Consider the following 24,845-nt stretch of genomic DNA (forward strand, 5'->3'; position numbering starts at 1 on the left):
CAATCCCCTTCCCTCCATCGGCATTGCCCGATTTCTACAGTACTATGGGATTGTCCGACCACCTACCATTCATTTGAAATCCTCCGTTTTCAGTTGCAACTTCATACTCTTCTTCGAGAAATGGCAGGTTCTCCCCAGTTGATGTGTATTCACAATGTAAAACATGATTGGTTCTCTGACTCCGCAGTGCCACATAACACTCGCCATATCGCATTACATGATATTGTCTTCCGCACCAGTTAAGACATCGACCGACTGAAGTTAACGTTTCGAAGCTCAATCACTATTCAACCCTGCTTTCTTGCTGTCTACGCTTGTCAGATACCGTTACCGGCATCATCCCAAAACTTGCTATTATCTGGTTGGCTAAACCTTGGATAAACCGGAATCCCACCGGCTTGACTACACACCCTTGGCTGGGCGCACAACTGGAAGTTATCTATTTCTCCTCTTCGTTAAGACCTAGTTCATTACATATTACTTGCTATCCCTGATACCTTATTCTTTCTACCAGCGTTTCCTTTTTCAGATTACTGCTTAAAACGCAGGAAAGTACAATCTGCAACAGACCGACCAAAAAAATCATAATAAAAATTGGTACGATTGGAACATGATAGATATTCATTCCAAATATTCCATTATGTTTTGCATAGGAAAAAAGTGCATAGCCGAGCGGCAGACCAATGATCAAAGCTACGCATATGGTACCAACCGTAAAAATCAGTCCCTGTAACTGCAGGCATAAATTTAATTGTTTATTTGTCATACCCACAGCCTGTAATATACCATATTCCTGCTTTTTTGTCGTAATATTCATGATCATGGTATTCGCCATATTCATAAACCCGATGAGTCCTACAATAGCCATAAACAGATAACAGCCAAGCTTCATCATGCTGCTTGCAAATTCGGCAGATTGTAACTGCGCATGATAAGTATCCATTTTTATATGCGAAATATTAGAAATCAAAGTATTCAGACTTTGTTCTACAGATGCCACATCTTTTTTATCACAGTCCACCCACAGATAGCCATAGGCTGTTCCTCTCGGATTCATGGAACGGTATACACCTTCCGGAATGACAAGATAAGTGTCCGCGCTTACAAAGGATCCTGCAATCTTTCCCTGATAGGTATAGGTTTCACTTCCATTCTCAAAGTCAAATGCAATGGATTCACCCGGAGCATATCCATCTTGTTCCATCCACATCAACCAACCAAAGAAAATTTCACCATTCTTTACCGCCTGATCATAGTCCATAGAGCCAATATCCCCGTCCTGGCGCATAAAATCAAAATCCTTTTTACTCACAATATCAGCCGGAAATCTTGTTCCGTTCAGATTTACAGAGACAATCTCTCTCGTCATGACATCTGTCACTCCCGGAATGCTTTTGATTTCTTCAATCAGCGAATCATTCAATGGATTATCCGTCAGAATCGTATCCAGATTATTCTCCGGATATCTTTCATCGTACTCAGCAGAATAGTCAAGCTGCAGTTCAAATTGTCCATGATTAACGGAAAGACGTGCTTCATGCTCCGTATCAATATTTCCTACATAATTAGAGATAATCACAAACAATGCGCAGGAAAGCCCCAGTGTGAGGATGGTACCAATGGTTCTTTTTGGATTACCCGTTATATTTGCCATTGCCATAGAAAACACGGTGACATTTTTTCTGCCATTTCGTTTTCCTTTTTTGTGTGTTTCTGCATTTTCTAAATACCGTGTTGCTTCGATAGGTGAAATCCGTGAAACAATTTTCATTGGTTTACGCAGCGCCAAAGCAACGGTAAAAAATGACACGAAAATACATAGAAGCATAACAGGCAGGGAAAACAGTGGCATCTGCTGATTTTGGACTCCCATAGAGCCAGTTCCGGTTGATACAAGGTTTCCCTGTTCTACCAACCAGTTAAAACCACATTTTGCAATCAGAAAACCAAGAAGCAATCCAACTGGTATTGAAGAAATTGTCAAAAACATACCCTCTCTGAAGATCAGTTGTTTCATCTGCTTTTTTGTCGCTCCCAGAGCCTTGATTTTTCCATACTCCTGTATCTTGTTGGCAATACCGACCTGAAAAATATTATAAATGACCACAACAGAGAAAAGTACAATTGCAAGAATCAAAACCCCGCATACCGCAATCGTTTCATAACTCGGCTGCAAGACCCATTGCAAATAGAGATCATTGACTATAACGTTTTTTTCTTCAATCCCACAAGCTGCTGCAATCTGCTTTATAACCGAATCAATATTATTCATAGATACATTTGCAGAATCATTTAAAGTAAAATAAATATTATACTGTCTGTCATTCTCTGCGACGTGCTCATCATAAAACTCCTGTGACCCGAAAGCAACATAAGATGCCTCGATGGTATACTCATCCCGATCATATAGGATTCCGCTGACAACAAATTCTTCCGGCTTATATTCTGACTGCATCCCTGCGCGGTAATCCAGTGTAACCGTATCTCCGATCTTTACATCACCATACCCCATTGCACGAAAAAATGCTCTTCCTGCGGCAATTTCCTGCATTTTTTCCGGATACTTTCCTTCCTTCAACTCATATTCTTTATTATAAGGAAGCATTTTTCTTGCAGTCTCATCCATGCAGACAAACCCGCCTTTTTCATTGCCTTTTATGATACCTTCGGTGCACATAGTGCCTGTAGCATCTATTTCCGCACGGCGGTTTACTTCTTTTAACTGCGATCCGTCTGCGGAAACAAACAGACCATAATTGCTTCCGTATGAGCTTGCCGCCTGACTTTTCTGTAAACGAATTACCCCATTTCCCACAGTACTGATGATAACAAGCAGCATCGTGGTCAGACAGATTGCCATCATGATCAGTATACTTCTTGTCCTGTTCCTTTTGTCATTGCTATATGCAATCCTGCTTATTGTCTTCATCTGAAATCCACCACCTGTCCGTCCTCAATCACCAGAATACGGTCAGCGACCTGTGCAATTTCGTCATCATGGGTAATCATTACAATTGTCTGTCCATATTTTTTTGCTGTTATCTTAAGCAGGGCAATCACCTCATCACTGGTCTTAGAATCAAGATTGCCTGTCGGCTCATCTGCAAATATAATTTCCGGACGATTCACCAGTGCTCTTGCAATTGCTACTCTCTGCTGCTGTCCTCCGGATAACTGATTTGGCAGATTATAAATCCGGTTTTCAATCCCCAGAGTTGCAATAATATCATTTACATACGCTTCATCCACTTTTCTTCCATCCAACCCCAGTGGCAGTACAATATTTTCCCAGACATTAACAGATGAAACCAGATTAAATGCCTGAAAAACAAATCCGATTTTTCTTCTGCGGAAAACAGCAAGGGCATCTTCCTTCATCCTGTATAAATCTTTCCCTGCTAAAGTAACACTGCCTTTTGTCGGGGTGTCTAGCCCTCCAAGCATATGAAGTAATGTACTTTTACCGGAACCTGACTTTCCAACAATTGCGACAAATTCTCCCTGCTCAATCTGAATGTCCACCTGATTGACCGCTTTGACCTGATTCTCACCTGCGCCATAAAACTTACAAAGCTGCTTGGTTTCTAATATCACACTCATGTGTTGCCTCCTTTTCAATTCTGTAAAGCGTACCTTTTCAGCACGCTTTCTTTGCCTGTTTATATATTTGGTCATTTTTCAACCTACATCCAAATTGTATCAGGACAATCTTTCATTTCACTTTCAAAAAACGAGCAGAAATCTTACAGAATTGTAAGATTTCTGCTCACTTAAAATTTAACCAACATATGGTAATTGAATCACAAACGTGCTTCCTTTTTTCTTTTTGCCGGAGGTTACCGTAATCGTACCTGCGTGTTTTTCGATAATTTCTCTCGATAGAAAAAGTCCGATTCCTGTACCACTCTTTTCCATGACCTCCTTGGAACTTCCTCTGTAAAATCGTTGAAAAATTTTGTGATACTCATTTTGCGGAATACCAATTCCCTGATCCTCAATTTCCATTCTTACAAGATCGTTTCTTTTTTGTAACCGGATAAATATTTTTGAACCACACGGACTGTACTTGACCGCATTATCCAGAACGTTGATCACAGCTTCACCAAGCCACCTTTTATCCTGCATAATCGTGCATGTTTCCAGCTCTTTTTCATAGTCAAAAACGAATTCAATTTCTTTCTCATCCGCTTTAGGATAAGTGCGGTTCACAGCAGATATGACAGTATCCATAAGCGGAAGTTTTTTCTTATTAATCTGAATCAGTCCAGTTTCCATCTTGGATATTTCAAGAAGCGACTGCAATAATGTCTCCAGTCCATCCAGAGCACTCCGACAACGGATACGAAACTCCTCCTGTTCTGTGGCACTTAAGTCATTCTGCATCAGCACACTAAAACATGTATCCAAAGCTGCAACCGGTGTCTTTAACTGGTGAGAAATATCAGAAACCATTTCTTTCGTGTTCTCCTTTTCTGCCCTTGCTTCTTCCTTTATCAACTGAATATGATGTCCGATTGCTTCAAGCTGGTCATTCAATTTTTCCAGTTCTGCATGATTTTCCGTTTTCAGTAAATCATCAAATTTATTTTCACGGAATCTGATCAGAATTTCTTCCAACTGGTCTAAAATTTTCTGATGACACGCATCTTCTTTTTTCTTCCAATAAAGTAAAAAAGTCAAAAGAAGCACGCATATCACAGTGCTTACAGCACCGGTCACCATAACCTGATGCCAAAATTGCGAATAAAATGCATTCCCTTTATTCCCCCAGTATCCATATTGCTCCAATAATCGCCTTCCCTGTTCGTTAGTTTCAATATTCTTATCCTTAAGCAATTCCGAAACAGCATCCAGCCCGGAAAATTCTTCCTTTGCAGCAATCTCTGTCATAAGATTCATTTTATATTTATAATCTTCATAAAACACATACGTGGTAAAGCAATTTAATATTGCAAACAATAATATGACAGGTAATACCAAGGAGAGCACTACTGTAATCTTCTTGCGATATCTCTTTGTCACTGCCTTACCTCCTGATTCCATATATACCCAAGACCTCTGATATTCTTTATATAGACCGGTGCAGCCGGATTGTCTTCGATTTTCTCACGGAGTCTTCTGATATTGACAGCGATTGTATTTTCATCCACAAAATCCCCTTCCAGATCAAACACATTTTCCAATATTTGTGTTTTTGAAAGAATCTGTTTCGGATTCTGAAGAAAAAAAGTCAGCATTTTCAACTCCGTTTTTGTCAGACTGATTTCACGACTCTTTATCAGGACTTTCATTTCTCCTGCGATAAATACGATATCTCCCGAAATCATCTTTCCGGCTTCCGTTTTCTCCTGTCTGCGGCGGAAATGTGCTTCTATTTTCAAAAGAAGTACCGAAAGACTAAACGGCTTTGTAATATAATCATCTGCCCCTGCTTCATATCCCATGACCTGATCCATCTCCTGATCTAGTGCTGTAAGACAAATAATGTATGTATTATAATTGCATCTCATCCACCTTACAAATTCCAGTCCATTCCCATCCGGAAGATTCACATCACAAATGGTAACATCCACATTATTATCACTTGCAATTCTTTTCGCTTTTTTCACTGATTCTGCTGAAAAAACCTCATATCCGGATTTTTTCAGTGAAAATGTAATTCCACGATTTAAATTTTCATCATCTTCAATCACGAGTATACCTGGCATAGCATCTGCACCTCTCTTTATTAACTATTCATCGTGACATGCTCCCACCACTTAAATCTCTGATTTTGAAGTGGGGGCTTCTTGCTCAATGGCTCTACTGAGCCAAGTATCTACAAGCTATCCTCGCGTGCCCCGCGATTTTTTGCCCGGACACGGGCATATTTCTTACTTATTGTCTTGTCCGGATACGGACACTTTATGCTGCCAGCATCCTTCTTGCCTCTTCACGGATGTTGATTGCTGCATTTCGATCTCTGTCCATCTCATTTCCGCACGTACAGCGGTAAACTCTTTCGGATAATTTCAGCTCTTTTTTTATCTTTCCGCATTTACTGCATTTTTTGCTTGACGGGAAAAAGCGGTCTGCCTTTACTAATTCTTTTCCCTTCCAGGCAAGCTTATAATCCAGCATATTCCGGAACATCCCGTATCCATTATCCTGTATACTTTTCCCAAAATGCAGGCACTGGCTCATCGCTTTCATATCAATATCTTCCACCGCAACTATATCGTACTGGTCTGTGATCCTGCGGCTCAGTTTATGCAGATAATCTCTTCTCTGGCTGCGTATTTTTTCATGGCACCTGGCAACTTTCTTTTTCTGTCGCACATAATTACGGCTTCCTTTTACACATCTCGACAGTTTACGCTGCTCCCTTGCCAGCCTTTTTTCATTTTTTCTGAAGAATCCTGCTTCTTCCATCTCAATCTCTTCTGAAAACACAGCCATCCCCTGCATCGCATAATCAATCCCAAGTATTTTAGCACTACTGTAATCCTTATCTGCTGCTTGGTTTTCGCAGCTGTATCCTTCATACAGCAGACTTGCAAAATACTTTCCGGACGGCTCCATACTGACTGTCACTGATTTCAGACGGCAGTTTTCTGCAGGCTCCCTGTGTTTTTTCATGGAGATCCATTTTAATTTCGGAAGCCGGATCCGGTTATTTTCTACCAGAATATTTCCGTTGACTACATTTGTTGTATAGCTGTTTTTGGAGTGATGTTTTGACTTGAAACGTGGAAATCCAACCTTAGGATCACGAAAAAAATTCTTATATGCTTTTTCCAGATGGAGCTGAACATTTGCCAGCGCCAGCGAATCAACTTCTTTCAGAAATGGATACGCCTTTTTATACATGGCTGGTGTATTCTTTAACATCTTCTTTGTCTTTTTATACTCCTGGATCTTGTCATTAAGCATCTGGTTGTACAGAAAACGACAGCAGCCAAATGTTTTTCCAAGGAGTATCTTCTGTTCTTCTGTTGGATAAATCCGGAAACGATATGCTATGTTCAATTCTTTTTCTCTCCCTGGTTTTCGATGTATTGACGGATCACTTCTACTGGTGCCCCTCCTGCCGTCAAAAGGCAGAAACTCTGGCTCCAGAACGCTTCTTTCCAAAGTTTTTCCCGGATTTCCGGATACTCTTTTTTCAGCAGCCTGCTGCTGGCACTTTTATAAGCATTGATAAATTTACTGAGTTCTGTTTTAGGCTGTGCACGAAACATTACATGAACATGGTCAATATCATGATTCCATTCCTCCAAAACAATTCCATACCGTGGGGCAATATATCCCCATATTTCCTTTGCTCTTTCTGAAATCGGATCATTGATAACTTTTCTTCGATATTTCACCACCATAATCAGGTGATAATACATCAAGTACACTGAATGTGCATTATGATCCATATTTTTCATAAAACCAGTCCTTTTTTTGAATAATTATCTTATCGACTGATTCTATTATAGCATGGATCTCACTACCAAACAAGCGTTCTTTTTATTTTTTGCAATTCATCTCCCACCTGTAGAGGAAGGAGAATTCTTGCTATATATTATGTTAAAATTATAAAGGTAGTCAATGAAAGCAAAGAAAGCATATCCTGTATTAAACCAGCGCTGTATCTATGTTTTATCAGACCATTATGATTTCGACAAGGATACGGACCGGCTCACACTCCAGCTCTGCGAGGTTTACGATAAGTTGCGTTCTTTTCTGCTGGCTTTGCTCTGTGGGTGCATTTTGCGATATACTCCTGAAGACCCGCTGAAGTAAAGTACACACAGCCATTCTGCACATATTGCACATAAGAAATAAGACCATTGTTACGGGCCGCGTCCAGCGTTGCAATGCTGATACCTAAAATTTCTGCTGCTTCTTTTCGTGTAATAAGTTTTTCCATAAAGCATATTTCCTCCAATCTGTCAAGTTTGTCATCGTGTTTGTTCAAAGCCACATGAATACTCTGGCAGCCGAAACTGCCAGCGCATGGTATCTGATTTTGAACAGGAAGCTGCAAACGCTTCCTATTTATATAACTCAGCTTTCATCACATTTGCCACGCCCCCTGACGATGGGAACACAACAGGTCTCCGCTGGCGCGGCTGTCATAACTCCGCAGCACCGTTCGTATCGTGTGCCGCAGGGTTCCCCCCAAGTCTTTGGCGGGCCGTGAGGAAGTATCTTTAAGCCCCCATGCAGTCATCGCGCCGAATCTGCCACAATCCGTTTTATGAAATCGTAGATCGCTCCGAAGAAGTCTTTTCATCACCTCCCTGACTGCTCCATCTTCGCGGCGTTTCATATTCGCTCGTACATGGGTTATGTACCTGTTGTACTGTCTATTCGATTGTCAATGTACTGATGAAGGAGGAAAACTTGTCCTTCTTATTAACACTGACAAAAAAGGCAAAAAACAGGTGCATCAAATGAAATTTTATCAAAAATATTTTACAAGCTGCTTTAATCCACGGCGGATACTGTCTCGGACACGGCTTGGGTCTACACCTTCTACTTCGGCAATTTCATTTACCGTCATTCCCAGATAGTATCGGGCATAAATTCGCTTTGCCTGTTTCTCCGGCAGCTTCATCACAGTAGCATAGACCTGCTCCTGGAACTGTTTTTCCTCAAAGATGTCCTCCGGGGTTGCCGTGCGGAACACAGCGGCTTTCTCAATACCATTTCCGCAGTCCAGGGAATAGTGGGCCTTGTGTCGGTACATACGGCGCTCATAAGCCGCTTCCAGCCGCTGGGCTGTCTGGATAACATCCAACACTTCCTCGGTCACATTTACAAAAAAGTCTGTTGTATAAACATCAGGATAAAGTTCCCGAAGGTTAATTTTCTTCATTATGTACCTCCATTTCGATTCACGGGTGATTGACGGGTGAATCGAATGGAGGCGGAGACCGACACTGGCAGACAACCGGGTCATCTCCGAAAAAATGGCAACAAAAAACGCCAGATTTCCGTGAGGGAAAACTGGCGCGCCAAGAACAGCCATTATTATACTGAATTACATGGAACGATAATGCCGATGCAATGTTATACTTGCCCGGAGGAGGAGCAATGCTTTTTTTAACTGATGTAGATTATGTGAGCTTTGAAAAAGCAAACGAGACACGGCAAAATAACCTCCAATCGGCTACCGTGTCCCTGCAAGTCGTCATAGGATTGTGTAAACGCAAAGAAACGGCGGCTCTGAAAATCAAAGCCGCCGTTTCATAGGCGCGTGGAAATGTGTCTGCTGTACGACGGCTTTTTTTCTTTTGCCGTCGTCCGGCAGATTAACATATGAAACTATAATTCGTTGATGGTTGCAGTAATTGGCATATTGCGAATTCTCTTTGCAGGAGCATAAACGGACACAATAGCAGATATGAAGATAAAGGCAACGACAATTCCAAACCACAGGATAGGAAATCTCCACTCAATTCCAAAATAATGTGTAATTAGACGATTATATAAAAATCGACTAAGCGGGAGTCCAATGCCACATCCAACTATCAAACCAGAAATTGCATAGGTGTACGCTTCCGCAGAAATCATTCGTTTAAGCTGCCTATTATCCATACCAACAGCTCGCATTGCACCATACTGCTTAATTCGTGCAGATACACTCATAGAGATACTATTGACGATATTAAACAGCGAAATAACTCCGATAATAGCTAAGAAGCCATAACAAACAATTCGTGCAGCCCAATATGTAGCATTATTTTGTTTATTGCCTTCACGCTGATCTGTAATGATAATATCATCGTTTTCAAGACTTCTAATTTCTGCTATTGTTTCTTCAGTAGCGTTTGAATCTAACTGAATTCCAATAAGGCCATACTTTGTACCGCCCATGATACGGTCAAATGTTTCCTGTGAGCAAATAATAATCAAATCATCTCCGAATAACCCTTGTGATAGAGCGCAAGTAATCTCAACTTCTTCGCCTGCAAGCTGGATGGTATCACCGATGTGCAAGGAATTGTTTCTATTAAATACGGTTGCCACTTTGTTACTGTTCCCGTAAACTGTATCTAATGATCCCTGAGCAATACTACCTTTTGAGTAATCCAGAAGTGTATCATCATAAGAAACAATATTGATATGGTCTATTCCTGCTCTTGAAGATGTTGCAGGAATGTTTTCTACATAGCTACTTCCATAAGCATTTGCAACCCCATCTATTTTTTTGATTTCATCGACCAGGTTGCGCTCAATATCCATTTTATTTGCATAACTGGATAATGCTATATCGGCTGATGTGACACTCAACGATGGAACAAGTTGCTTTGCAAAATCTAAAATTACAGAAAAAGAAAAAACCAGCATAATAGTCAGTGCAAAGGAAGCCGTCATCAGAAACCAGTTTTTCTTTTTTTCAACCGCATGATGTATGCCAAGTGAATTATCAATTTTTCCTAAGCTAAACTTGATAGCGTGTTTAACAGAAGATTTATTATCTACATTGCCAGAAACCGCAGATATGGGTGAAACTTTAGCAGCCCGCTTTGCTGGGGATTGTGCTGCTAAAAATACTGTTACCACTCCAACAACTACGCCACTGAAAAGTCCAACAGGGCTGATCTGAAAGACTGGCGTTGTAGAAAATTCTCCACCAATTCCATAATGAAGTGTGGCACAAATAATCCAACTAATTATTGTTCCAAAAACCACTCCAATAGGTACCGCGGTTTTACACCAGTTCAATGCCTCCAAACGGACAAAGCGGATAATTTGTTGACGACTTGCACCAATGCAACGCAACATTCCAAAAAATTGAGTTCGTTGCGCAATGATGCTATTCATACTGCCAGAAATCATCAATATTCCTGCCAACAACACTAAAACAAATAGAATTGCTGCCAATCCGTACATACTCTGCATCGCTGTATTGTTGCTTTGCCCAGCCATGCCCATAACGCCGGTATTTTCAGAAATACTCCCATCGGATAATTGGTACTGTGTCTGTAGTTCTGTTATTGCATTTGCCGCTTTCGCTGCACTTTCAAACTGCACATAATAAGTCAACTCATTGTTTGTTACTCCGTTTTGTGCCATAACAGAAGTAAATGCACTTTGTGTCAGATAAGAGCCTATCAAATAAGTCTGATTGTTATAATAGCTTTCATCATCTGTGCCAAAGCCAGAGATTGTAAATGTCCGATATCCAGCAGGGGTATGTAAGGTTACACTATCCCCAAGCTGTACTCCTAAAGCAGTTACAGAATTAGGTGTAAGCATAACTTCCTCATCATTTGCCGGAAATGTTCCTTCTACAATTCCATTTGAAATCTGAGTAATATAGACTTCATCGGTGCCATACAAAACAGTTCGTTTTTCGTTGACTCGGTACGGTTGTTCTCCTTCAAAATTAAATTGAGAAGCTACACCAACTGCTGTAACATCTGAACGATTACTGATTTCATCCGCATTGTTCTGTGAAATATTTTTTATTGCAATGTGCCAGTTTCCGTGGTTACTTATCATAAAATCGCTTTCTGTTCGTATCATCATGTCAGCAACACTGAAAATAGCTGTGACAAGAAACACCGAAATGATAATACACAAGACAGTCATACGATTTTGCCGCTTGCGCACCTTTGCGGAGATGGGAATGAGACTAAGATAGCTTTTCATTCACGGCACCTCCCAAAATCAGTCAAAGTGCCATCCGATACCTGTAATACCCGGTCTGCCGTTTGCGCAATACTGCGGTTGTGGGTAATCATAATGATGGTCTGCTCGTATTTTTTCGATGTTTCTTTGAGCAATGCTATGACCTCTCTGCTGTTTTGTGAGTCCAAATTTCCTGTTGGCTCGTCTGCCAGAATCAGAGAAGGACGGGTAATCAATGCACGGCCAATCGCCACTCTCTGCTGTTGACCGCCGGAAAGCTGACTGGGTAAATGATTACGACGATCTTTCAAATTCAAAACCGTCAGCAGTTCCTCCAAATATCTCTTGTCCGGCTTTTGATAATCCAGCAACAGCGGAAAAATCATATTTTGTTCCACCGTCAACTCCGGGATAAGGTTAAACGCCTGAAAGATAAAGCCGATATTCCTGCGGCGAAATACCGTCAGTTTTCGGTCATTCATGGAAAAAATGTCCTTACCATCAATCAGCACCTTTCCCGAAGTTGGCATATCCAGCGCACCGATCATATTCAGCAGTGTGCTTTTACCCGAACCAGATTCTCCGACGATTGCCACATATTCTCCCTTAGGAACAGAAAAGCTAACATTCCTAAGCGCTTTTACAGCAGTTTCACCGCTGCCATAGGTCTTACAAATATTCTTGACCTCTAATAAATTCATAGTGCAAACACCTCTTTCTTATGTTCTTGCGATGTAGACAGGTAAGCTTCATTTCCTGTCTACGATTGAAAGAATAGCACTGAAATATTACTGTAACCCTACAATCATCCTACAATTTTGTAGGAATCAGAAAATTTATCGTGAAACTTGTCCCTCTGCCCAATTCACTGTCTACCTCGATTGCTCCTCCATGTGCTTCAATGACTGCTTTCGCAAGCGGAAGGCCCAGACCGATACCCTGTGTATCTTTTGAAAAACGGCTGCGATAAAAACGCTTGAAAATATGGTATATATCTTCCGGGTGGATGCCACATCCATTGTCCTTTACCACAATTTGAATACCTGATGGCAACGCCCTCCATGTAATGCCAATGACAGCACCACTTTCCGTATGGTCAAACGCATTTTTCACAATATTGTCGATTGCCTCAGACAGCCAATCACGATCACAAAAAAGAGAAAGATAATCCGAGCCAGACAGAATGATTTTCTTCTTTTCCTGTCTGGCTCTATATGCAAAATGCAGTTCAATATCCCGCATCATATCCGCCACATTCTCTGTGGCCTTTTCCAGCACGATGGCACCGGCATCCAGTTTTGTAATCTTGAGCAAGTTTTGCACCAGTGTTTCAATGCGGTCAAGTTCCTGTTCGGATAAATCAGCAAATTCTTTTACAGCACTTAATTCCATATCCCCGTCTTGAAGCAGACCATTATAAATATTCAAAGCAGCCAGCGGTGTTTTCAGTTGATGGGAAATATCAGAGATTGTATTTTTCAAAAATTCCTTTTCCCGGAGTTCGTTATCCGCGTGAGCATTTAAGACAGCCGCCAGAGAATTGACGGTATGAAACAACCGATATAGTTCGCCCTCATCATCACATTCAATACGGGCATTGTGATTGCCGTCAAGATACGCATTGATCTGTGATACCGCCTGTTCCATGACTTGATTTTGCTTTTTGAAATAAGAACAACCCACCGCCAATATCGCTCCTCCTGACAATACGAAAACAAGCAATAGGAACAAAGAAAACCGCTGATAGCACAACCATAAGAACCCTTGTGTCAACAGAAGGGAGGCTACCCAAATAACGGATACTGCAAGAAACAATTTTTTGATTTCTTTGTTTACAAATATTTTCATAGACCACCTCACCCAATCACATTCCATTTGTATCCCATTCCCCGAACTGTCAGGAGCATTTGCGGTTCACTCGGATTATCCTCAATCTTTATACGCAGCCGCCTCATATATACGGTAAGGGTACTGCTGTCAATATAATTCCCATCGCAGTCCCATAGCTTATCTAAAATCTGTTCTTTGGTAAGTACCATGTTCGGGTTTTTCATAAATAGACACAGCAACTTATATTCTGCGGCAGTCAAATCCAATAGCTTTCCATTCTTAAACGCCTGCCCTTGCAGCAAAAGCACTTTCATTCCGTTGGATTCCAGTTGTGTATCTGCGGAGCTGAAATCTTTTGCCCGACGAAGCAGTGCATTTACTCTGGATACTAACACTCCCAGCTTAAACGGTTTTGTAATATAATCATCTCCACCAATGTCCAAACCCATGATAATGTTCATTTCTTCATCTGCCGCCGTCAAAAAAATGATGGGGACTTTGGAAACTTGCCGCACCTTTTTGCAAAATTCAAATCCGGTGCCATCCGGCAGGGATACATCAAGCACCAGCAAATCATATTTTCCATCCACCCACAAACTATCTGCTTCTTTGAGGGTTCTGGCAACAACTAATTCAAATCCTTGTTTTTTGAACGCAAAAGAAAGCCCGTTAATCAGGCTCAAATCATCTTCAAGAAGTAATATATTACTCATGCTTTTGCTCCTTTCCTTGTTTTGTCCGGCCATCAATCGGCTTTTCCGCAGTTTTAGGGATCAGCCAAACACCGGCCATTTTCACAGCGCCGGGGATACGCCCACCAGCACAATAATAATTTACCCTACGAGGTGTCACGCCCCACTTTTCGGCGGCCTCTTTCAATGTCATATAGTCCATTTCGCACCTCCACAGAGTACATTATAGTTCTTTGCCTCGAACAATACAAGCTTATCACCAATCGCAGCTTTATAAAATCGGCATAATCGTACAGTTTTCCAGGCATAATAAGGTCATTCCATCATATAAACCGGAACGATACAATATTATTGAGGTGAACGATTATGCCGATTGATGATTTAACTGCTTTAGGGCAAAAAATGCGGGAAGCCAGAAAGAATAAAGAACTGACACAACAGGAACTTTCTGATCTGAGCCATGTTTCTGTAAAGCAAATCGCCAATATCGAAAAAGGGAAAATGAATCCTTCCTATTTGATTTTGAGAGCATTGGCAAAGGTCCTGCACATCTCTTTAGATACACTTATAAATCCAGATGTTTCTCTGGAGGATGAGGGTGTCAATCAGATGAAAATGCTTTATTCCAGCTGTCCGCCAGAAATGCGTGACACCCTGCTGCATCACACCCAGGAAACGGTGAAAGAACTGACAGAGTTGTCCGAAAAATTTGAAACGAATTGAGCCAGTGAGTGAAATTTAACGATTCTCTCACTGGTTCTTTTCAATTTCGGAGAAAAGAGGCAAGCAATGCCTGTGTTAATACACACAGGCCCGCAGAGGAGAAAATCCCTTTGTGATTTTCCTCTCTGCTTGCTTGTTGAGGGCAGCGCCCCCAAGCCCCTTTGAACACAGAATTTCATTCTGTGGCTGCGCGTTCTGCGAACGCTTTTGACCAGGACCAGCTTACCGCTGGCCGTGGTCTTTTTCTTTTTCAACATCCTGTTCTACCTCCATTTTCAGCACCCGATCTACATTGGCCTTTGCCGTTAAAAGCTCCCGCATTTCCTCACGGGAATGCCGATACTCGGCATAGGTCTTTTTCTTTTCTTCCAGCAATTTCGCGTACTCTGTCTGCAACTCTTTGACCTTGGGCAGCTTCTTGACGCCCATCTCATCAAAGGCATTCTTAGCAGCCTGGTGGAGCAGAATTTCTTCCTCATGTTCCTCCCGGAATTTCTTAGAGTAACCCGCCTTGCGGTATGCCACATAGATCTCACGGGTCTTGGCATAATTTACGATGTGAGTACGCAGAACAGCGATCTCCGCCATGCGCTTTTCAGCCGCTTTGATCTGCGCCGAAAGATCATTGTGATGTGCCGTGGCAGCCGCAGCCTTTTCTTCCAAAACCGCATACTCCAGCAGATTGTTCTCTGACAGGTAATTCATGGTCTGCGCCATTTGTTTCAGATTAAAAACTTTAGCCCATCGAACATAGCCAGCACCTTTTCCAGCCTGCAATTTTGCCTGAATGTCCACCAGCAGATTGATCTTCGGCGGCTCTGCCTGTGTGACTGTTTTCTTTCGCGGGGTATGTGCTTTCTTCCCTAAGAGAACTGCCCGCAAATCTTCCAATCCATATCCTTCGCCCAGACTGTCCATGCGGGCGGCTTTCTCCCAACCAGAGAGTTTCAGTCGATACGATTTTCCGCGCTTTGAGACTTCACAACCATACTCTTGCAACAGCTTCAGCAGTTCTTCAAAGTCAGCAGGACTTTGTGATAATGCGTTGTCAATCGCCACACGCAGCAGCTCTCGGTGAGATGGCTTTGCCTGATCGCCCAGCCATTTGTTATAGCTCTTTCCGTGAGGTTTCGGATTCTCTACAATGGACACTTCATTCTCAATACAGATGGTGTCACTTAGCCGGCGAACCGCCTTGGTGCTGCCCCAAAAGTTTCGGAATTTCCGGTCATATTCTAAGCTGACCGATGACCAGATAATGTGATTATGAATGTGCGACTTGTCTATGTGAGTGCAGACCACAAAGGCATGATTGCCTTTAGTAAAACGCTTTGCAAATTCTACGCCCAGCCGGTTTGCTTCTTCCGGGGTAATCTCACCAGGGCGGAAGGACTGGCGCACATGATAGGCAATCACATCATCTGTACCACGCACTCGTCCGGTGGCGGCAATGTACTGCCGCTTTGCCAGAAGGAACTCTGCATCCGCAGTCCGGCTGTCACACGCATAGCCGGTAATGAGCCTGCCGTTATCTGTTTTCTTTGGATTGGCCACATAGTCGATGATGTCACTGATCGCCCGACTCTCTGTGCGGCCTTTGCCGACATGAAGCGGCATGATTCTTGTAGTTGCCATAAAAAGCCCTCCTCTCAAAATATTTTCTCTGAACTCTTTGTGCCTATCGTTGAAATAAACTCTCCTTATGGGTATAATATAAAGAAACCACCAATACCTCAAAGGAGGGATTTTATGATAAAACAGCTAATTGCTGAAGCAACCGAATGTGATTTCAAAGTTGCACTTGAAATAAAGAAACCCAAAAGCTGGTTAAAAAGTGTCAGTTCCTTTTCTAATGGAATCGGCGGAACTCTGTTTTTCGGAATATCTGATGACCGGAAACCTATTGGCTTGTCCGATGTTCAAAAGGATGCTGAGGCGATCAGCCGCTTAATCAAAGAACGAATCACACCATTACCTCAGTTTATCTTAAAACCATTACAGGAAGATGGTAAAAATCTATTAGCTCTGAAGGTTTCTCCCGGCCGCAGCACCCCATATTATTACAAGTCAGACGGCGTGATGGAAGCATATATCCGTGTTGGAAATGAAAGCGTGATTGCCCCTGATTACATTGTGAATGAACTAATCTTAAAGGGAACCAATCAGTCCTTTGATACCCTAACAACAGACGCGGTAAAAAAGGATTACAGCTTTACACTTCTGGAAGCAACCTATCTGGAACGGACCGGTCTCCGCTTTGAGCCATCCGATTATGTTTCCTTTGGTTTGACTGATAAAAATGGACTCCTGACCAATGCCGGAAAACTCATGACCGATCAGTACACGGTTTATAACTCCCGTATGTTCTGTACCCGGTGGAATGGCTTGGAAAAAGGCTCTATCTTTGATGATGCGCTGGACGATAAAGAATACGAGGGAAATTTGATTTATTTACTGAACAGCGGCAGTGAATTTATTCGCAATAATTCCAAAGTCCGTTTTGTCAAAAAGGCACAGTATCGTGTAGACAAGCCGGATTATGCTGAACGAGCTGTGACAGAGGCTCTTGTTAATGCGCTTATCCATCGTGATTATATTGTGCTTGGCAGCGAAATCCATATTGATATGTTTGATGATCGGGTGGAAATCACATCTCCGGGCGGTATGTTTGGCGGCGGCTCAATTCAGGAATACGATATTTACAGTATCCGTTCCATGCGACGAAACCCTGTGATTGCTGACCTGTTCCACCGCATGAAGTACATGGAACGCCGTGGAAGTGGCCTACGCAAAATCGTCAGTGAAACTGAAAAGCTGCCTGGATACACAGCGGCATATAAGCCTGAATTTTCCTCAACAGCGACAGATTTCAGAGTCATCTTGAAAAATGTAAACTACATCATGTGCGGTGCTTCCGCACATGATACAGCACATGATGCCGCACATGATACATCTGTGATCAGCAAACAAAACTTGCTATTGGAATTTTGTGCAAACCCTAAAAGTCGAGATGAAATGCAAGCATATATTAATGTTTCCAGCCGTTCTCACTTCAGCAAATATTACCTCAAGCCTTTATTATCTTCTGGTAAACTTGAAATGATGTTTCCAGACAAACCCAAAAGCAAAAACCAGAAATACACTACCGTTCATTCCAAATAACCAAGAAGCAGGGCACTGGGTCTCATCTCCCATTGTCCTGCTTCTTTTCATTCCAAATTTATTCACATCATTTACCCATACATCCAATCCTGGATCGCAAATTTCAAATCCTGCACCTTACCCAACAGCCAGATCGCCGCAAGCGGCAATCCCATCGGGCTAATCAAAAAAGCTATAACCAACAAAATCACACCATTCTGCGGGGAATAGGTAATAATCACAGCCGCGCCAAGCAGAGCAATTACCGTGCTTAGTAGACCAAGCACCAGACTGGATATGTAGATCAGCCCCGTGCAGAGCCAAACAAAAAGCGTCAACACCAAAATGACTGGTGCAGTTATGACCAAAATGACTGGTGCAGTTATGACCAAAATGACTGGTGCAGTTATGACCAAAATGACTGGTGCAGTTATGATCATCAGCAGACATTTCAAAAGGTATACTAATCAGCCCTAAAATACCAATAGTTAAAAATACAATACTATAATTTCTATCTTTTTTGAAAGGAGTTTTATTGTTATCAATTTTTTCAACAACGTCTCCTGACTTTAACATTTCATCAACTGGAATATCAAATTTCTCACTTATTAGAATAAGTGTATTAATATTTGGAACAGAGACTCCATTTTCCCAGTTAGAAATAGTCTGCCTGGAAACATTGAGGTCTTCAGCAACCTGTTCCTGTGTAAGTTTCTTTATAGTACGAGCATTTTTAATTTTATCAGCTATCATAATTCTGTATACCTCCTTTCTTCCATGAGATTACAGCAAACGTAGTAGTAATGTCTATCAAAAGGCTTTTACATATTAGATAAAAGCATGTAAAATTTCTTTTACATAGCTTAATTGCGGTCTATTTAGCTTGTTTCTTGACTACTCAGGAAAAATATTTCTACCCTCGCCCCACCTGTATTTTCAGAATTTGAAAGTTTAATACCTCCACCATATTTTTCAGCCACAGTTTTTGCAAAAAATAGTCCCATCCCATAATGGGCTTCGCCATTTCTACTTGTGTCATCCATAAAAAACTGCTCTGTGCCATGCAATAATGCTTCTTTTGTAAATCCTGATCCACTATCTTCCACAATGAATGTCAGCTGACCATCCTGCTCCTTTGCACCAATATAGATGATTTCCTTTTCTTTCGTATGCTCCACTGCATTCTGAATCACATTCATTACAGCCCGAAACATTGGATCATAAGCAATCGTTACCTTTTTATCACTTTGCTGTGCCTTCCAGTTTATTTTCTGATGGCAGATTTCTGCCAGCCCGAGTGCCTGTTCCTTTATATCTGCGAAAAAATCTTCTAACCTCACCGTTGTATAGGTAACATCACTGCAATTCCATGATTTTGTGACATCTATCAACTGTTTTACATAACTTTGTATCTGTGTTGTGCCGTTCAAAACATAAGTGATGTTATTCTTCTGTTCTGTGGTCAGTTCAGTCTCTGAAAGTAGTTCTGCATTTCCCCGTACAATCGTAAGAGGTGTTTTAATATCATGCGCCAAAGCAGACATCTGTTGTTTCTTTTCCTGCTCTGTTTTCCACTGCTTTTCTAAAGATTCTCGCAATGCATCTCGCATATCATCGATTGCCGATAAACAGTCATCAAACTCTTTGATACCGGAACAGGATGTCTCATATTCCAGATTTTGATCCTTTATTTGTCTGATTGCGTCTAATACAGGCTGCATCTGCTTTTTGATTCTTTTTCCAAAACGTATGGACGGAATGATGATAATCGCTACCGCTCCAATCACTGACATAATACTCATCACATTCTGTGGTCCTATAAAATGCTCCCTCAAAAAAGCTGAATGATATTGAGGTGTCAGGCGATATTGCAATACAACATATTCATTTTCCCTTACAATTACTTTATAAAAATATTTCCCGGATGCGTTTCCGTACTTTGCAACATTCCATGCTATCTGTTCGTATTGTTCTGACAGATCTCCACCTATTTTCTCTCCATTCTCTGAAAAGATTACATAATCACAAAGTGCAGGAATCATCTCAGCAGTTACTTTATCCGCACGTAAAATCGTATCATATGCTTCATTAATCTTTTGCTCTGCATAATTCGCCGGATAGATACAGCCCACACTAATCAAAAGGTACAGCAGCAGCCAAGCAACAATCATCAAACCTACTAATGATCCAAGCATGACCAGTACATATCTCATAAAAATCCAGCTGAGTGCATTGCTTCTCTTTACTCTTCCCATTTATATCCAATCCCCCAGACTGTTTTTATCGGTGTATAATCATAATCCGCAAATTTTGCTCTTATATTTTTGATATGCGTGATAATGGTACTGTCATTACTCTCACTGTCAAAACCAAAGACCTCTTCTAAAATCTGTTCTTTCGAGAAAACCTGTCCCCTGTTTTTAGCCAGGAATTCACAAATTTCGTACTCCGCTTTCGTAAGAGGAAGTTCCTTATCATCAACCAATAGTTTCTTTTGAGATATTTGAATACAGACCCTCCCCAAAACCATCCGGACAGAATGTTCCCTGTGCTCTCTTCTAAGATGTGCATGAATCCTTGCCCGAAGTTCCATCACTCCAAATGGCTTTGAAATATAATCATCTGCTCCCAACGAAAGTCCGTTCACCAGACTTTTTTCCTCCGTTTTTGCGGTAAGAAACAAAATCGGACAATCCACAAGTGCCCTGATTCTTTTGCATAATTCAAAGCCGTCCATTCCAGGCATCATAATGTCAAGTAAAATCAGGTCATAACGATGTAATTCTTCCATATTAAGTTTCAGCGGATTACTTACTTTGGTAACCAGATGTCCATCCTTAGTCAAAATGCTTTCTATCATTTCAAGGATTGCCGGTTCATCATCAACTGCCAGTATTTTTGCCATAACTCTTCCTCGATTCTATTCCGATATTCGATTTCCTTCCCAGTGGTTTACCCACCAAAAATAGTATACCATACTAATCCCTGTAAATATTAAGCAACCTGGTATGAATGACAACCATTCACCTACACTAGTTTCTCCCAATACAGATTGCAGATAAGTATATGGTACTCTACCCGTCCAGCAGACAAATACATATTTCCACACATAATCTCCAAGTCCGGTAAGCATCAATGCACTAATTAGTCCTGATATAATCCCTGCTCCAATGGATACCCCTTTTCCAAACTGAAAAGCCAGAATCAGCTGCCACAGATAAAGTGGAACACTGCTTCCCCACAGCAGCAATGCTGCAAATATACATCCTTTCATGATTTCGATATCGCTTGATGCGATTCTTCCAAATCCAATTCCGAATATGATTGCTGTCAATAGGATAGAGCACAGACACAAAACCAGTAGCATCAACAGTTTCGATAAAAATGCTACAGGTTTATCCGGTAAAGACAACAGATTTTGAAAATCACCTGCATTTTGTTCCTGTTCCATCACACTTGCTGTAAAAATTCCAATAAGTACCGGAAGTCCTGCTCCTATTGCCTGACAAAATGCAATCACTTTCATATTTTCATTCCATGGTGAAAAAAAGTAATATATTAAAAATATAACGCTGGTTATAATCGGAATCAGTAAGTGTGCCAGAATCACAGATGTTCCTTTCATCTTTCGCAAGTCTGCATTAAGAGATCTTCCAATCATCTTATTTCACCTCTCTTCTCTCAAACCATTTCAAAAACAGAACCGTTACAAAAACAAACCAGATGATTGAGAGACACATTCCCGGAACAATGACTCCCGTATCCAAAAGAGGATTCCCTGCTTCTGCGGCAAGTCCATTTGGTAAAACATGAAGCAACGGGCACATCATCCTCATAGGAATTGCAGAGACAAGTACATACCAGATTCTGGTCTGTGATATCACCACACCGCTGATGGTAATAAACAGGCAGACGAACAGGTTTACAATCATTCCAAAGCGTTCACTTAAAAATAAAGCTACCGGAATCTCCCATAATTCAGAAACGGTCAGAAACAATACTGCAATCAACGCCCCTACAACTGGAACATGTGTCGTCAGAAGAAAGCCTCCAAGCGTTGCTCCTGCAAACACAATCACATTGGAAAGCAGGATCATGAACCCAATATAAATAATTTTCCCCAGCAACAATTTGCTTCTGTCTGTAGGAATAGTCGTTAAATGATAGTATTTTATCTTTTTCTCCTGCGCCACAGAAAGATAACAAAATAGAGCAATCATCCCTGGCAGCAAAAGTGTATACCACCAGTTCCAAACACTTTCTGCATAAGCATTTGTCATCCCAAGAGTAAATATAAATGCCATAACAAATGTAAGAAGAGGAAATCCCCAGATAAACTTTTTTCGCATGGTTCTTTTGGCTTTTTGATGTTCTGCTTTTATAATATTAACCATGGATTTCACCTGCTTTCTGGTTTTTTCTTACCACATTCATAAACAAATCTTCAAGATTATCTCCCTGCTTTAATGCTCCTTCGTATCCTAAGATTCCACCTGAAATAATCCCGACTTTATCTGCAAGTAACTGTACCTCTGAGAGAATATGACTGGAGAGAATTACAGTGATTCCCTGTTCCGGAAAAGACCGGATCAGCTCTCGTAATTCCTCGATGCCTATTGGATCTAATCCATTCGTAGGTTCATCCAATATCAAAAGTTCCGGTTCTCCAAGCAATGCCATTGCAATGCCTAGTCTTTGCTTCATTCCCAAAGAAAACTGTCCTGCTTTCTTCTTTCCGGTGTTTGTAAGTGATACAATCTGCAAGACCTCATCAATTCTGTTTTCATCTGTACCAAGCAATAATTGTCTTACCTTCAAATTCTCTCTGGCGGAAAGATTTTCATAAACAGGCGGATTTTCAATTAACGCTCCTATTTTTGATAAATCTTTCCTATCCAAAAGTTTTCCATCAAAGTAAATCTTTCCTGCAGTTGGTTTCATCATACCGGTCAGCATTTTCAATATGGTAGATTTACCAGCACCATTCGGTCCAAGCAGTCCATAAATCTGTCCCTTTTCTATATTAAGTGAAACATTATTTACCGCTTTCTGTTTTCTAAAATATTTACATAGATTTTGTGTCTGCAACATCATTTTCATCTTTACCATTCATCCTTCCTTCTATATTTCATTTCTTACTGAAATATAACCTAACAGAAAAAAATAAAGATTTGATGAAGATTGCTAAATAATTCGTCTACTCTATTTTTATTCTCGTATGGAATAAACCATTTAAAACACCGTAGTTTTTAATACTCTCTACTGTCTCATCCATTTTTTCATCATCGCTTACATGAAATGGATGATTTTTAAAAGGATGGAGCTTTTCCAGTTCTATTTCCACAACCTGGTTCATACTCTTTTCCGGTGCTTCTTCCAATCCCAGTAACTCATCATAAGAGGTAAGCTGAATCTCTTTTTTCGGTCTACGCATGTTTCAACACCTCCTGAACCAGTTCCCTGTAACTGTCTGCCCCTTTGCTTTTTCCATCATAAGCAAATATACTTACACCCTCAGATGCTGTTTCTGCAAGACTTTCTGTTCTTGGAATTGTCTGCTCAAAAATTTTAATATCCTCTCCATATGTGCTTATGATCGCCTGCTTATTTCTCTTTGCATTGTTGTAACGGCAATTATCCATTGTGAACAAAATACCTTCTATCTGTAATTCCGGATTAAATCTCTGATGGATTCCTTTTACCACTTTCAGTAATTCCATAAGTCCATCCGCCGCATAATATTGTGGCTGTACCGGTATCAGAACACTGTCCGCTGCACTTAATGCATTGATTGTCAGCATTCCCAATGATGGCATACAGTCAATCAGAATATAATCATATTCATCCTTCAGCAGTTCCAGATACTCTTTCAGTACTTTTTCCCTATCCTCAACAGTAAATAAGGACATATCCATTCCGGCAAGCAATTTATTGGACGGAATCAGGTCCATCCCTTCTTCATGGTGCAAGACTGCTTCCTTTGGATCAAACTCCAGCCCCATGATGATATTTTCCATCATACTCTTTAAAGTCACTTTGAGATTTTTGGGAAATCCCAGTCCCATTGTCAGATGTCCCTGTGGATCTGCATCTACCAGCACTACTTTTTTCCCATTCTTTGTCAGTCCGGCTCCCAGATTGATGGTTGTCGTTGTTTTGGCTACTCCGCCCTTCTGATTTGCAATAGCAATTACTTTACACATATACTTTCCTCCGATTTACTGTTTTTCTTCTACTTCTACATAAACACGAAAATATTTACTTGTTCCTTTATTTGCATAAGCATCAGATACTTCCAGGACATCCAATTCCTTATGCTTTTCCAAAATACGGCGAAACCATTGAATGTCCCTCAAAGTACCCTGTAATCTAATTTTCAGCATATGTATCCTCCCAGTCTTTGTAAAAGCAATACTCTGGATAACGGATTTTAATGGCTTCCCAGAAATACCGGGCATATCCACAGCAAAACAGATCCTCTACGGTATAACACTGACATTCTTTCAACTGATCTTCTTCTGCTTCGTAATCTCCGACGCTTGGTGTTCCATTACAATACAGGTTAAATGCCATACGGACAATTCGTAAACTTCCACTGGTCTGCCACCCTTCCTGCAGGCATTCCGTTTTTACACATCCAGTTTTAAAATTATAGATTTTATTCACATTATTTCTTGTGTCTCTGTCGATACCCAGGCAATAAACCAAAGCCCGATGGTAGACATCCTGATATCTGCATTTTTTCAGATATTCCTCATAAAATTTTTCGTGTTCCCTGCTCTTGAAAGTAATTGTGCGAGAATTGCTATTCTCTGCTCTTAACGCTGTGTTTGTCATTTTCATTTTCCT

27 protein-coding genes and 1 pseudogene are annotated in these 24,845 nt (G+C 41.0%); 3 read left to right on the top strand and 25 right to left on the bottom strand.

Annotation, left to right across the window (positions count from 1 at the left end; translation table 11 throughout):
- Nucleotides 1-243 (top strand): hypothetical protein (locus DWX28_RS19720; protein WP_207661139.1); only part of this gene is annotated, 243 nt, incomplete at its 5' end.
- Nucleotides 244-484: 241 nt separating this feature from the next.
- Here DWX28_RS19720 and DWX28_RS16755 read toward each other — a convergent pair.
- The 13 genes from DWX28_RS16755 to DWX28_RS16825 form a co-directional block, all read right to left on the bottom strand.
- On the bottom strand, nt 485-2,929 hold the full coding sequence (locus tag DWX28_RS16755) for an ABC transporter permease (RefSeq protein WP_118254065.1): 2,445 nt from the start codon (nt 2,927-2,929) through the stop codon (nt 485-487).
- On the bottom strand, nt 2,926-3,600 hold the full coding sequence (locus tag DWX28_RS16760; RefSeq protein WP_118254067.1) for an ABC transporter ATP-binding protein: 675 nt from the start codon (nt 3,598-3,600) through the stop codon (nt 2,926-2,928). The genes DWX28_RS16755 and DWX28_RS16760 overlap by 4 nt, the downstream gene beginning before the upstream one ends.
- A gap of 177 nt (nt 3,601-3,777) precedes the next feature.
- Entirely contained in the window at nt 3,778-5,043 is a 1,266-nt protein-coding gene (locus DWX28_RS16765) for a sensor histidine kinase (RefSeq protein WP_118254069.1), read from the bottom strand.
- Nucleotides 5,019-5,708, bottom strand: coding sequence for a response regulator transcription factor (locus tag DWX28_RS16770; protein ID WP_118254072.1), 690 nt, complete (start codon nt 5,706-5,708; stop codon nt 5,019-5,021). Before DWX28_RS16770 ends, DWX28_RS16765 begins: the two co-directional genes overlap by 25 nt.
- A gap of 196 nt (nt 5,709-5,904) precedes the next feature.
- The gene (locus DWX28_RS16775; RefSeq protein WP_118254075.1) at nt 5,905-7,008 is read right to left on the bottom strand and encodes an RNA-guided endonuclease TnpB family protein; all 1,104 of its coding nucleotides are present in this window, start codon (nt 7,006-7,008) and stop codon (nt 5,905-5,907) included.
- Nucleotides 7,005-7,412, bottom strand: a complete 408-nt coding sequence (gene tnpA, locus DWX28_RS16780; RefSeq protein ID WP_118254077.1) for an IS200/IS605 family transposase — start codon at nt 7,410-7,412, stop codon at nt 7,005-7,007. Before tnpA ends, DWX28_RS16775 begins: the two co-directional genes overlap by 4 nt.
- 254 nt (nt 7,413-7,666) lie before the next feature.
- Nucleotides 7,667-7,897, bottom strand: coding sequence for a helix-turn-helix domain-containing protein (locus tag DWX28_RS16785; RefSeq protein WP_008728422.1), 231 nt, complete (start codon nt 7,895-7,897; stop codon nt 7,667-7,669).
- Nucleotides 7,898-8,434: 537 nt separating this feature from the next.
- Entirely contained in the window at nt 8,435-8,848 is a 414-nt protein-coding gene (locus tag DWX28_RS16795; RefSeq protein WP_118254082.1) for a sigma-70 family RNA polymerase sigma factor, read from the bottom strand.
- Nucleotides 8,849-9,297: 449 nt separating this feature from the next.
- Nucleotides 9,298-11,631: an ABC transporter permease gene (locus tag DWX28_RS16805; protein ID WP_118254084.1), complete on the bottom strand. Its 2,334-nt coding sequence runs from the start codon at nt 11,629-11,631 to the stop codon at nt 9,298-9,300.
- The gene (locus DWX28_RS16810; RefSeq protein ID WP_118254086.1) at nt 11,628-12,311 is read right to left on the bottom strand and encodes an ABC transporter ATP-binding protein; all 684 of its coding nucleotides are present in this window, start codon (nt 12,309-12,311) and stop codon (nt 11,628-11,630) included. The genes DWX28_RS16805 and DWX28_RS16810 overlap by 4 nt, the downstream gene beginning before the upstream one ends.
- Nucleotides 12,312-12,420: 109 nt before the next feature.
- Nucleotides 12,421-13,458, bottom strand: a complete 1,038-nt coding sequence (locus DWX28_RS16815; protein ID WP_118254089.1) for a sensor histidine kinase — start codon at nt 13,456-13,458, stop codon at nt 12,421-12,423.
- Nucleotides 13,459-13,466: 8 nt separating this feature from the next.
- Nucleotides 13,467-14,153: a response regulator transcription factor gene (locus tag DWX28_RS16820; RefSeq protein ID WP_118254091.1), complete on the bottom strand. Its 687-nt coding sequence runs from the start codon at nt 14,151-14,153 to the stop codon at nt 13,467-13,469.
- The gene (locus DWX28_RS16825; protein WP_055066052.1) at nt 14,146-14,334 is read right to left on the bottom strand and encodes a helix-turn-helix domain-containing protein; all 189 of its coding nucleotides are present in this window, start codon (nt 14,332-14,334) and stop codon (nt 14,146-14,148) included. The genes DWX28_RS16820 and DWX28_RS16825 overlap by 8 nt, the downstream gene beginning before the upstream one ends.
- A 164-nt stretch (nt 14,335-14,498) precedes the next feature.
- On the opposite strand from DWX28_RS16825, the gene DWX28_RS16830 reads away from it, so the two are divergent.
- Nucleotides 14,499-14,855, top strand: coding sequence for a helix-turn-helix domain-containing protein (locus DWX28_RS16830; RefSeq protein ID WP_005337966.1), 357 nt, complete (start codon nt 14,499-14,501; stop codon nt 14,853-14,855).
- Between the two features lie 222 nt (nt 14,856-15,077).
- Here the strand turns inward: DWX28_RS16830 and DWX28_RS16840 are convergent, their stop codons facing one another.
- Nucleotides 15,078-16,490 (bottom strand): relaxase/mobilization nuclease domain-containing protein, encoded by a 1,413-nt coding sequence (locus DWX28_RS16840; protein ID WP_118254097.1) that lies wholly within the window; start codon nt 16,488-16,490, stop codon nt 15,078-15,080.
- A gap of 114 nt (nt 16,491-16,604) precedes the next feature.
- Between DWX28_RS16840 and DWX28_RS16845 the strand changes: the two genes are divergently transcribed.
- Nucleotides 16,605-18,017, top strand: coding sequence for an ATP-binding protein (locus DWX28_RS16845; RefSeq protein WP_118254100.1), 1,413 nt, complete (start codon nt 16,605-16,607; stop codon nt 18,015-18,017).
- Nucleotides 18,018-18,088: 71 nt separating this feature from the next.
- Here DWX28_RS16845 and DWX28_RS20075 read toward each other — a convergent pair whose 3' ends face one another.
- From DWX28_RS20075 to DWX28_RS16890, 11 genes and pseudogenes are all read right to left on the bottom strand, one after another.
- Entirely contained in the window at nt 18,089-18,388 is a 300-nt protein-coding gene (locus DWX28_RS20075; protein WP_442857736.1) for a CD1845 family protein, read from the bottom strand.
- 190 nt (nt 18,389-18,578) lie between these two features.
- Nucleotides 18,579-18,749: pseudogene (locus DWX28_RS20080) on the bottom strand (helix-turn-helix domain-containing protein); the annotation flags it as partial.
- Between the two features lie 125 nt (nt 18,750-18,874).
- A complete protein-coding gene (locus DWX28_RS16855; RefSeq protein WP_118254106.1) occupies nt 18,875-20,251 on the bottom strand; it encodes a sensor histidine kinase in 1,377 nt (458 codons plus the stop codon).
- Nucleotides 20,239-20,901 carry a response regulator transcription factor gene (locus DWX28_RS16860; RefSeq protein ID WP_118254109.1) on the bottom strand — a complete coding sequence of 221 codons (663 nt, stop codon included), beginning with the start codon at nt 20,899-20,901 and terminating at the stop codon, nt 20,239-20,241. The genes DWX28_RS16855 and DWX28_RS16860 overlap by 13 nt, the downstream gene beginning before the upstream one ends.
- 15 nt (nt 20,902-20,916) lie before the next feature.
- The gene (locus DWX28_RS16865; protein ID WP_118254111.1) at nt 20,917-21,657 is read right to left on the bottom strand and encodes a lantibiotic immunity ABC transporter MutG family permease subunit; all 741 of its coding nucleotides are present in this window, start codon (nt 21,655-21,657) and stop codon (nt 20,917-20,919) included.
- A 1-nt stretch (nt 21,658) separates the two neighbouring features.
- Nucleotides 21,659-22,390 carry a lantibiotic immunity ABC transporter MutE/EpiE family permease subunit gene (locus tag DWX28_RS16870; RefSeq protein WP_118254114.1) on the bottom strand — a complete coding sequence of 244 codons (732 nt, stop codon included), beginning with the start codon at nt 22,388-22,390 and terminating at the stop codon, nt 21,659-21,661.
- Entirely contained in the window at nt 22,383-23,096 is a 714-nt protein-coding gene (locus tag DWX28_RS16875; RefSeq protein WP_118254119.1) for a lantibiotic protection ABC transporter ATP-binding protein, read from the bottom strand. The genes DWX28_RS16870 and DWX28_RS16875 overlap by 8 nt, the downstream gene beginning before the upstream one ends.
- Nucleotides 23,097-23,193: 97 nt before the next feature.
- Nucleotides 23,194-23,430, bottom strand: a complete 237-nt coding sequence (locus tag DWX28_RS16880) for a hypothetical protein (protein WP_243002466.1) — start codon at nt 23,428-23,430, stop codon at nt 23,194-23,196.
- Complete coding sequence (locus tag DWX28_RS16885; RefSeq protein WP_118254117.1) at nt 23,423-24,199, bottom strand: ParA family protein; 777 nt, start codon at nt 24,197-24,199, stop codon at nt 23,423-23,425. The genes DWX28_RS16880 and DWX28_RS16885 overlap by 8 nt, the downstream gene beginning before the upstream one ends.
- A gap of 15 nt (nt 24,200-24,214) precedes the next feature.
- Nucleotides 24,215-24,379, bottom strand: a complete 165-nt coding sequence (locus tag DWX28_RS19645) for a hypothetical protein (protein ID WP_173906230.1) — start codon at nt 24,377-24,379, stop codon at nt 24,215-24,217.
- Nucleotides 24,366-24,833, bottom strand: a complete 468-nt coding sequence (locus DWX28_RS16890; RefSeq protein WP_118254122.1) for a DUF6075 family protein — start codon at nt 24,831-24,833, stop codon at nt 24,366-24,368. The genes DWX28_RS19645 and DWX28_RS16890 overlap by 14 nt, the downstream gene beginning before the upstream one ends.
- Between the last annotated feature and the right edge of the window lie 12 nt (nt 24,834-24,845).

The organism is Blautia sp. AF19-10LB, from assembly GCF_003461245.1.
Lineage (GTDB): Bacteria > Bacillota > Clostridia > Lachnospirales > Lachnospiraceae > Blautia_A > Blautia_A intestinihominis.